12 protein-coding genes are annotated in these 9,322 nt (G+C 61.6%); 6 read left to right on the top strand and 6 right to left on the bottom strand.

The window, feature by feature from the left end:
• The 3 genes from ABY403_RS09315 to ABY403_RS09305 form a co-directional block, all read left to right on the top strand.
• The coding region (locus ABY403_RS09315) for an RNase adapter RapZ (protein ID WP_372840514.1) at window positions 1–602 on the top strand (602 nt) is incomplete at its 5' end.
• The gene (locus ABY403_RS09310) at window positions 599–1,000 is read left to right on the top strand and encodes a PTS sugar transporter subunit IIA (protein ID WP_372840513.1); all 402 of its coding nucleotides are present in this window, start codon (window positions 599–601) and stop codon (window positions 998–1,000) included. The genes ABY403_RS09315 and ABY403_RS09310, both read left to right, overlap by 4 nt.
• Window positions 997–1,269, top strand: coding sequence for an HPr family phosphocarrier protein (locus tag ABY403_RS09305; RefSeq protein ID WP_372840512.1), 273 nt, complete (start codon window positions 997–999; stop codon window positions 1,267–1,269). The genes ABY403_RS09310 and ABY403_RS09305 overlap by 4 nt, the downstream gene beginning before the upstream one ends.
• Before the next feature lie 3 nt (window positions 1,270–1,272).
• On the opposite strand, the gene ABY403_RS09300 is transcribed toward ABY403_RS09305, so the two are convergent.
• Window positions 1,273–2,148: a 3-hydroxybutyryl-CoA dehydrogenase gene (locus ABY403_RS09300; protein WP_372840510.1), complete on the bottom strand. Its 876-nt coding sequence runs from the start codon at window positions 2,146–2,148 to the stop codon at window positions 1,273–1,275.
• A 153-nt stretch (window positions 2,149–2,301) separates the two neighbouring features.
• Here ABY403_RS09300 and ABY403_RS09295 point away from each other — a divergent pair, with 153 nt between their 5' ends.
• Window positions 2,302–3,108 (top strand): DUF6473 family protein, encoded by an 807-nt coding sequence (locus ABY403_RS09295; RefSeq protein ID WP_372840508.1) that lies wholly within the window; start codon window positions 2,302–2,304, stop codon window positions 3,106–3,108.
• 84 nt (window positions 3,109–3,192) lie between these two features.
• On the opposite strand, the gene ABY403_RS09290 is transcribed toward ABY403_RS09295, so the two are convergent.
• From ABY403_RS09290 to ABY403_RS09270, 5 genes are all read right to left on the bottom strand, one after another.
• Window positions 3,193–4,119, bottom strand: coding sequence for an FAD-binding protein (locus ABY403_RS09290; protein ID WP_372840507.1), 927 nt, complete (start codon window positions 4,117–4,119; stop codon window positions 3,193–3,195).
• Window positions 4,119–4,880 (bottom strand): electron transfer flavoprotein subunit beta/FixA family protein, encoded by a 762-nt coding sequence (locus tag ABY403_RS09285; RefSeq protein ID WP_372840506.1) that lies wholly within the window; start codon window positions 4,878–4,880, stop codon window positions 4,119–4,121. The genes ABY403_RS09290 and ABY403_RS09285 overlap by 1 nt, the downstream gene beginning before the upstream one ends.
• Before the next feature lie 144 nt (window positions 4,881–5,024).
• Window positions 5,025–5,597 (bottom strand): cob(I)yrinic acid a,c-diamide adenosyltransferase, encoded by a 573-nt coding sequence (locus ABY403_RS09280; RefSeq protein ID WP_372840505.1) that lies wholly within the window; start codon window positions 5,595–5,597, stop codon window positions 5,025–5,027.
• A 1-nt stretch (window position 5,598) separates the two neighbouring features.
• Window positions 5,599–5,796 carry a twin transmembrane helix small protein gene (locus ABY403_RS09275; protein ID WP_372840504.1) on the bottom strand — a complete coding sequence of 66 codons (198 nt, stop codon included), beginning with the start codon at window positions 5,794–5,796 and terminating at the stop codon, window positions 5,599–5,601.
• Window positions 5,797–5,855: 59 nt separating this feature from the next.
• Window positions 5,856–6,677 carry an SDR family NAD(P)-dependent oxidoreductase gene (locus ABY403_RS09270; RefSeq protein ID WP_372840503.1) on the bottom strand — a complete coding sequence of 274 codons (822 nt, stop codon included), beginning with the start codon at window positions 6,675–6,677 and terminating at the stop codon, window positions 5,856–5,858.
• A gap of 109 nt (window positions 6,678–6,786) precedes the next feature.
• Here ABY403_RS09270 and parC point away from each other — a divergent pair, with 109 nt between their 5' ends.
• The gene (gene parC / locus ABY403_RS09265; protein WP_372840502.1) at window positions 6,787–9,018 is read left to right on the top strand and encodes a DNA topoisomerase IV subunit A; all 2,232 of its coding nucleotides are present in this window, start codon (window positions 6,787–6,789) and stop codon (window positions 9,016–9,018) included.
• A 109-nt stretch (window positions 9,019–9,127) separates the two neighbouring features.
• The coding region (locus ABY403_RS09260; RefSeq protein WP_372839872.1) for a GTP-binding protein at window positions 9,128–9,322 on the top strand (195 nt) is incomplete at its 3' end.

Raw genomic sequence — 9,322 nt, 5'->3', positions numbered from 1 at the left:
TGGTGCGCCGCTACCGCGAAACCCGCCGTCGCCACCCGCTTTCGCCCACCACCGAACCCGCAGAAGGTGTCGCGCTGGAAATCGACATGCTGGCCCCGATCCGGGCGCGGGCGGACGTGCTGATCGACAGCACCGGGATGAGCCCGCATGAGTTGAAAGCCGAAATCGGGCGTTGGTTCGCGCTGGGTACGGCGCCGGGGCTTGTTGTTTCGCTCAACTCGTTTTCCTACAAACGCGGGGTGCCACGCGGGCTTGACCTGATGTTCGACTGCCGCCTGCTGGATAACCCGCACTGGGTGCCGGAACTGCGCGCGCTGGACGGGCGTTCCGAAGCGGTGGCCGCGCATGTCATGGCCGATCAGCGATTTGCCGAGTTTTGCAAGCGGCTAGAGGCGCTTTTGCTGTTTGTGCTGCCAGAGCATCTGCGTGAAGGCAAAAGCCACATAGCGATTGGATTTGGCTGCACCGGCGGGCAGCACCGCTCGGTCGTGGTAACTGAATATATGGCCGCGCTGCTATCGGCGGCGGGTTGGAAAGTGGTCAAGCGCCACCGCGAGCTGGAACGCAAGGCGGGCAGCGAAAGCGTGGGAAGCGTCGCATGATCGGCATCGTGATCGTGGCGCATGGCGGGCTGGCACGCGAATACCTCGCCGCGGTTGAACATGTGGTTGGCCCGCAACCGGGTATCCGCGCAATTGCGATCGAAGAAGACCATGACCGTTCCGCCAAGCAGGCCGAAATCTGCGCCGCAGCCGACGCGGTTGATACAGGTAAGGGCGTGGTCGTGGTGACCGATCTTTTCGGCGGCTCGCCCTCGAACCTCAGCCTGATGGCCTGCGCGCGCGAAAACCGCGAAATTGTCTACGGTGCCAACCTGCCGCTGCTGGTCAAACTGGCCAAATCGCGCCACCTTTCGGTGCACGAGGCAGTTCAGGCGGCACTCGACGCCGGGCGCAAATATATATCAAGCTATGTCGCTGGCGGGCAGAACGGCAAATGAGCGTTACACGGCGGCTGACCATCATCAACGAAAAGGGCCTTCACGCCCGCGCCTCGGCCAAGTTCGTCGAGCAGGTCGAATCCCACGATGCCCGCGCTCAAGTTGAAAAAGACGGCGAGACGGCGTCGGGCGATTCGATCATGGGCCTGCTGATGCTGGCCGCCGCCAAAGGCAGCACCATCACGCTGACCGCCACCGGCCCTGAGGCGGAAAAGCTGGCAGATGCTCTTGCCGCATTGGTGGCCGACTACTTTGGCGAGGGCATGTAGCCTTTAGCGCGTGGGCACCGGCACATCGCCGCGGTAGTCATAAAAGCCACGCCCGGTCTTGCGGCCAAGCCAGCCCGCCTCGACGTATTTCGTAAGCAACGGGCAGGGGCGGTATTTGGTGTCGGCCAAGCCTTCGTGCAGCACGTTCATGATGGCAAGGCAGGTATCGAGCCCGATGAAATCTGCCAGTTCCAGTGGTCCCATCGGATGGTTGGCACCAAGTTTCAGCGACTCGTCGATGGATTTGACCGAACCGACGCCCTCGTAAAGCGTGTAGACCGCTTCGTTGATCATCGGCATCAGGATGCGGTTTACAATGAAGGCCGGGAAGTCTTCGGCGCTGGCGGCGGTTTTGCCAAGCCGCTCCACCACAGCAAGCAACGCCTCATAGGTTGGCTTGTCGGTCGCGATACCGCGGATCAGTTCGACCAGTTGCATCACCGGAACCGGGTTCATGAAGTGGAAACCCATGAACTTCTCGGGCCGGTCGGTGCGGCTGGCAAGCCGGGTGATCGAGATCGACGAGGTGTTCGAGGTCAGGATCGTGTGCGGTTTCAGATGCGGCAGCAGGTCTTCGAAAATGGCGTTCTTGACGGTTTCACGCTCGGTCGCGGCTTCGATGATAAGATCACATGTGCCAAGATCGGCCAATTTCAGCGTGGTGGTGATGCGGGCCATCGCCTCGGCCTTGGCGTCGGCCGTAACCTTGCCGCGCGAGACTTGGCGTTCGATGTTGCGGTCGATCAGCGCCATCGCCTTGTCTAGGCTTTGCTGGCTGATGTCATTCATCAGCACGTCATAACCTGCAAGCGCAAATACATGCGCGATGCCATTGCCCATCTGGCCCGCGCCGACGATGCCTACCGACTGTATTTCCATGCCGTCACTCCGGGTCATTTTGCGCAGAGACCTTATGCGCCACGCGCCGCCCGGTGCAAGGCATAAGCGGATGGCTTGCATTGTCACTTTAGGTCTTTGGCAAGTCTTGCGGCGCAGTCTGGGCGCGGGTGAGTCGAAACTATGGGTGGGACTATGGCTTATGTGCATCCGGGCGGGGGTGCCCTTGATTATTGTATTTGTCGTTATGGCAAATCAAAGCTGCGATGCCGCGGTCCCCGCCGGCGGCTGACCGGGCCCTATATCGCAGCGCTTGGCGGAACCGAAACCTATGGCAAGTTCGTCGCCCGGCCATGGCCGCAATTGGTCGAGGAACGGCTGGGCCTGCCTGTGGCCAATTTCAGCAGCGTGAACGCCGGGGTCGATCTGTTTTTGTCAGACCCGCATATCATCACGATTGCTGATGCCGCCCGCGCGACGGTGGTGCAGTTGAGCGGACCGCAGAATCTGACCAACCCGTTCTATGCCGTGCATCCGCGCCGCAACGACCGTTTTCTACGGGCCACGGTGGCGATGCATACGCTCTTTCGCGAGGTTGATTTTACCGAGTTCAATTTCACGAGGCACATGCTGACTGTGCTTGCTGATCGCTTTCCCGAGCGGTTTGGGCAACTGGCCGCATGTCTGCGCGCCACGTGGCAAGAGCGTATGCTGGCGCTGCTGGGGCGGATCAGGGGGCCTGTAGTGCTGCTTTGGATCGGCTCATATGGGCCGGGTGCGGTGACCGACCCGGTGCCGCTGGATGCGGCGATGGTCACATCGCTTGCCGGGCACGGGCGCGAGTTGCTGCGTGTTGATCCTTCGATGACAGCGCGTATGGCAGGCACCGCGGGCATGTGGTTTGGGCCGCTTGAAGAACCCGCCGCCGCAGAGATGCCGGGCCCGATGGTGCATGCCGAAGTGGCAGATGCCGTCGCGCGGTCTCTGGTGGGCATGATCTGAAAGCAAAGGCCCGCCGAGGGGCGGGCCTTTGGGGTGGTTTATTTGACGCGGGCGCTTGGTCCACGCGTGACCGTCTGGGCTGACCTAGAGTTTGGAGATCAGCTCCGGCACGGCTTGGAAGAGGTCTGCGACAAGGCCGTAGTCCGCGACTTGGAAGATCGGTGCTTCCTCGTCCTTGTTGATTGCCACGATGACCTTGGAATCCTTCATCCCCGCAAGGTGCTGGATGGCACCCGAAATACCCACGGCAATGTAAAGCTGCGGTGCCACGACCTTGCCGGTTTGGCCCACCTGCCAGTCGTTCGGCGCATAGCCTGAATCGACAGCGGCGCGGCTGGCACCGACCGCTGCACCAAGTTTGTCGGCAAGGTCGACGATAAGCGCGAAGCTTTTTTCCGATCCGACTCCGCGGCCACCCGAGACCACAACCTTGGCCGAGGTCAGTTCCGGGCGGTCAGAGGCTGCGACCTTGTCTTCAACCCAAGTCGCAAGCCCGGCGTCGCCCGGCCCGTCAATCTTTTCGACCTTGGCGCTACCGCTTTCGCCCACAGCGGCAAAGCTTGCGGTGCGGATGGTGAAGACCTTGATTTTATCGCCCGATTTCACGGTTTGGATGGCATTGCCAGCATAGATCGGGCGCTCAAAGGTATCGGCGTCAATCACCGCGGTCACTTCGGACAGCACCATCACATCCAGCAAGGCGGCCACGCGCGGCAGCACGTTCTTGTTGAAGGCCGTCGCCGCCCCGCAGATATGCGAATAGGACTTGGCTAGCCCCGCCACGAGCGCCGCGTTGGATTCGGCCATGCCGTGGCAATAGGCGTGGTCATCGGCGAACAGCACCTTGGCCACGCCGTCAAGTTTGGCCGCGGCCTTGGCGGCATCGTCGCCGCCCTTGCCTGCGACCAGCACATGCACCTCGCCCAAGGACGCGATCGCGGTCAGGGCCTTGCCGACGGAATCAGTCGCCAGCACACCGTCATTCACATCAGCTAAAAGAAGAACGGCCATCAGAGCACCCCCGCTTCGTCTTTGAGTTTGGCAATCAGCGCCTCGACAGAATCGACCTTGACCCCAGCTTTGCGGCCCGCGGGTTCGGTCGTTTTCACGATCGTCAGGCGCGGGGTCACATCGACCCCGTAATCAGCGGCAGTTTTTTCGTCGAGCTGCTTTTTCTTTGCCTTCATGATGTTTGGCAGGCTCGCATAGCGCGGTTCGTTCAGGCGCAGGTCGGCGGTGATAATTGCCGGCAGCTTGACCGAAATCGTCTGCAAGCCGCCATCGACTTCGCGCGTGACCGTGGCCTTGTCGCCCTCGATCGTGATTTCGCTGGCGAAGGCAGCTTGGCTCCAGCCAAGCAGTGCGGCCAGCATCTGGCCGGTGGCGTTCATGTCATTGTCGATTGCTTGTTTGCCGGCAATCACCAGCCCCGGTTCTTCTTCCCGCACCACGGCGGCAAGCAATTTGGCCACCGCCAGCGGCTCGATATCCTGATGCACATTATCCGCTGCCTGAATGAGAATGGCGCGGTCGGCACCCATGGCAAGCGCGGTGCGCAGCGTTTCCTGCGCCTGTTTCACGCCGATCGAGACCACGACGACCTCGTCAGCGAGCCCCTTTTCCTTCAGGCGGATGGCTTCTTCCACGGCGATTTCGTCGAAAGGGTTCATCGACATTTTGACATTGGCCAGATCGACACCTGTGCCGTCCGCTTTGACGCGGACCTTCACGTTGTAGTCGATGACGCGCTTTACGGGCACCAGAACCTTCATCGGCGGGGGTCTCCTTTGATTGCAGCCACCCTTTAGGGGCAGCGAAACCGGCATTTGGTAATTTTGTTACCTGCTCAGCTTGTGCAGGAACAGCTTAAAAACGCCGCGCTGGGTCCGCGAACGTCACGTTTCGAGGCGGTGGCGCTAACGGTTTGCGCCCGGCACCCAGAGTACATCGTCACGCCCATCGTTGTTGGCAATGCGGGCAGCGACAAAAAGCCAGTCAGAAAGGCGATTGAGGTATTTCACGGCAGCTTCGTTCACCGGTTCCACTGCCGCCAGTTCTACCGTGCAACGTTCGGCGCGCCGCGCCACGGTACGGCAGAGGTGCAGATGCGCGGCAAGCGCGCTTCCGCCGGGCAGGATGAAGCTGCGCAGGGGTTCAAGACGCGCAATCATCGCGTCAATCTCGACCTCAAGCCGGTCAACCTGTGCCGCGCTCATGCGCAGCACCGGGTAACCCGCCTCATCGTCGCGTTCCATATCGGGGCGGGCAAGATCTGCGCCGAGGTCGAAGAGGTCGTTCTGAATGCGTGCCAGTTGCGCATCCATTTCGCCTGCGGCGTGCAGCCGCGCCAGACCAAGCGTCGCGTTGGTTTCATCGACCGTGCCATAGGCGGTAACGCGCGGCGAATGTTTGGCAACCCGCGCGCCGTTGGAAAGCGCGGTTTCGCCGGCATCGCCCGTGCGTGTGTAGATGCGGTTCAAAACGACCATGTCATCCCCTTCCGCGCAGCCAGACAGTCAACACGATCAGCACCAGCGCCACGGCCTGTGCGCCGACGCGCCACCACATGCGACGGTTGGCGGTTTTTGGGTCGGCGCTGCGGGCAAATCCGCCCAACCCCATCACCAGCGTTCCCACGACCACGAGCACCGCGATTGCGGCAATGATTTCGACCAGACCGAACTGCATAGGTTCCCCCGATATCTTGCTTCAGATGTAACGCCGCCACGGCGAATTGCGAACTTTTTTCAGCGCCCCACCAGCCGGTCGAGCATCCGCGTAGAAAGCAAGCGCCGCGCGATGCCCGAAACCCAAGTCGGCGTGGTGACGTAGTAGCGGGGTTTCGGGTTCGGGCTTTCCAGCGCATGCCGCAGCTTTGCGGTGACCGCCGCGGGCGGTAACTGCCAACGGTCTGGCGCACCGCCTTCGTAAAGCCTTTTGAGCAGCGATTTCTCATACTGCGCGCGTCGCGGTGAATCGCGCCAGTTCACCCAGCGTTCGAAATGCGGAATGGAGTTTGCGCGGATGCGGCTGGCGATCGGCCCCGGTTCGATCAGCACCACCTTGATCGCGGCATCGGCCATTTCCAGCCGCAGCACGTCTGTCAGCCCTTCTAGCGCGAACTTCGATGCGGCATAGGCCCCGCGCCAGCGGATACCGACAAGGCCAAGCACCGAGGAGCAGTTGACGATTCGCCCGTGCCCCTGCGCGCGCATTATTGGGATGACGCGGATAGTCAGTTCGTGCAGCCCGAACAGGTTTGTCTCGAAAATCGCGCGCAACGCGCCGCTTGGCAGGTCTTCGACCGCGCCGGGGCAGGCGAAGGCCGCGTTGTTGTAAAGCGCATCAAGCGTGCCGCCTGTTCGCCGCAGCGTTTCCGCCATGGCGGCGTCGATGCTGTCGCTGTCGGTTACATCTAGCACGAAGCTTTCCAGCCCCTCGGCGCGCAACCGCTCGCAATCGGCTTCGGCGCGGCAGGTGGCAAATACGCGCCAGCCTGCGCGCTTCAGCCCGTGTGCTGCGTCATAGCCGATGCCCGAAGAACAGCCAGTGATTAGAACCGATTTCATTCGCGCTCCTTGTTTTTCGCAGGGCTAGGGTGTTTCGCGCTTTGCTGCAACCACACCTTGTGGCAAATCGCGCTGGACCCGCCCGCGCGGGCGCTTTAATCACGGCAGCATGAGCGAGCCGAACGACCTTCCTGTATCGAGCGACCATTCCGAACCGCTAAGCCGCGCGATCGGCGAGCGGTATTTGACCTATGCGCTATCGACCATCATGCACCGCGCTTTGCCCGATGCGCGCGATGGCCTGAAGCCTGTTCATCGGCGCATCCTTTTCGCGATGCGAGAGTTGAAGCTGTCGCCGACCGGGGGTTTTCGCAAATCGGCCAAGATTTCGGGCGACGTGATGGGCAACTATCACCCGCACGGCGACGCCGCGATTTACGACGCGATGGCGCGGCTCGCGCAAGATTTCAACATGCGCTATCCGCTGGTCGATGGGCAGGGCAACTTTGGCAATATCGACGGCGATAATCCGGCTGCCGCCCGATACACCGAAGCCCGGCTGACTGCCGCCTCCGAGGCATTGTTGGCGGGGCTGGCCGAAAACGCTGTCGATTTTCGACCCAACTACGATGGCACGCTGGAAGAGCCGGTGGTGCTACCGGCCGCGTTTCCAAACCTTTTGGCAAATGGTTCCAGCGGCATTGCGGTGGGCATGGCCACCAATATTCCTCCGCATAACCTCGATGAGTTGATCGCGGCGTGTCTGCAACTGATCCAAGCCCCCGAAACTTCGGACGAAGCGCTGGTGGCACTGGTGCCCGGCCCCGATTTTCCGACCGGCGGCGTGTTGGTGGAACCGCGTGACAACATCCTTGAAGCCTACCGCACTGGCCGCGGGTCTTTCCGCCTGCGCGCGCGCTGGTCTGTAGAAGACCTTGGCCGCGGCACTTGGCAGATTGTCGTGACCGAAATCCCGTTTCAGGTGCAGAAGTCCAAACTGATCGAGCGGCTGGCCGAACTGATTCAGACCAAAAAGGTGCCCGCGCTCGCCGATGTGCGTGACGAATCCGCCGAAGATATCCGCATCGTTCTGGAGCCCCGCGCCCGCACCGTGGACCCGGAAATGCTGATGGGAATGCTGTTTCGCAGTTCCGACCTCGAAAACCGCTTTTCGCTCAACATGAACGTGCTGATCGACGGGCGCGTGCCCAAGGTTTGCAGCCTCAAAGAGGTGCTGGGCGCCTTTCTTGACCATCGCCGCACGGTACTTCAACGCCGCAGCCAGCATCGGATCGACCGGATCGACGCGCGGCTTGAGGTGCTTGAAGGCTATATCATCGCCTATCTCAATCTCGACCGGGTGATCGCCATCATCCGCTACGAGGAAGAGCCGAAAGCGGTGTTGATTGCCGAGTTTGAGCTTTCCGATGTGCAGGCTGAGGCGATCCTCAACATGCGGCTGCGCAATCTGCGCAAGCTTGAGGAAATGGAGCTTCGGCGCGAACGCGATGCGCTGATGGTCGAACGTGCCGGGCTTGACGATCTGCTGGGCAGCATCGCCGCGCAATGGAAGGCGATTGCGGCCGAGTTGGACGAAGTGCGCAAGACCTTCGGCAAAAGCGCCCCCGGCGGCGCGCGGCGCACCAGTTTTGCCGAGGCGGGCGAGGTGGCCGAAGTGCCGCTGGAAGCTATGATCGAACGCGAGCCGATCACCGTGATCCTTTCCAAAATGGGTTGGGTGCGGGCGATGAAAGGCCATCAGGCCAACGGTGCCGAAGTAAAGTTCAAAGACGGGGACGAGGCGCATTTCACGCTACTGGCCGAAACCACCGACCGCATCCTGCTGGCGGCCTCGAACGGGCGGTTCTTTACCCTGACCGGTGCCAACCTACCCGGCGGGCGCGGTATGGGCGAGCCGCTGCGGCTGATGCTCGATCTGCCGAATGAGGCAGAGATCGTCGAGATCATGCTGTTCCGCGCAGGCGAAAAGTTTTTGGTGGCGTCATCCGAGGGTGACGGATTCGTGGTCAGTTCGGAAGAATTGCTGGCCCAGACCCGTGCGGGCAAGCAGATACAGAATCTTTCCGGCACTGCGCGCCTGCGGGTATGTCGCAAAGTTGCCGGCGATACCGTGGCGGTGGTGGGCGAAAACCGCAAACTGCTGGTGTTCCCGCTGGCCGAACTGCCAGAAATGACGCGCGGCAAGGGCGTTCGGCTGCAAAAGTATAAGGATGGCGGGCTGAATGACGCCACGACCTTCCAGCTGTCGGACGGGCTGACCTGGAAAGATCCGGCCGGGCGCACCCGCACCGAAAGCGATCTGACCGAGTGGCTGGCCAAACGCGCCTCTGCAGGCCGCATGGCGCCGCGCGGTTTTCCACGCGACAACCGCTTTAGCTGAGCCCCGCGCACGGGCTTAAGCGGGCTTGATTTTCCCCCGCTTTCCCAATAGGGAAGCGCGCAAGTTTCCACCGGGCCGCGTAAGGCCCCCCTACGCACGAGGCGCCGCGATGGCAAAGGCAAAGTTTGAACGTAACAAACCGCATATCAACATTGGCACGATCGGCCACGTTGACCACGGCAAGACGACGCTGACGGCGGCGATCACGAAGTATTTTGGCGACTTCAAGGCGTATGACGCGATTGACGCGGCGCCTGAAGAGAAGGCGCGCGGGATCACGATTTCGACCGCGCACGTTGAATAC

This window comes from Phaeovulum sp. (genome assembly GCF_041596715.1).
Classification (GTDB): domain Bacteria; phylum Pseudomonadota; class Alphaproteobacteria; order Rhodobacterales; family Rhodobacteraceae; genus UBA6213.
Note: the sequence above shows the minus strand (reverse complement) of the source record. Positions and strands in the feature narration are given on the sequence as shown.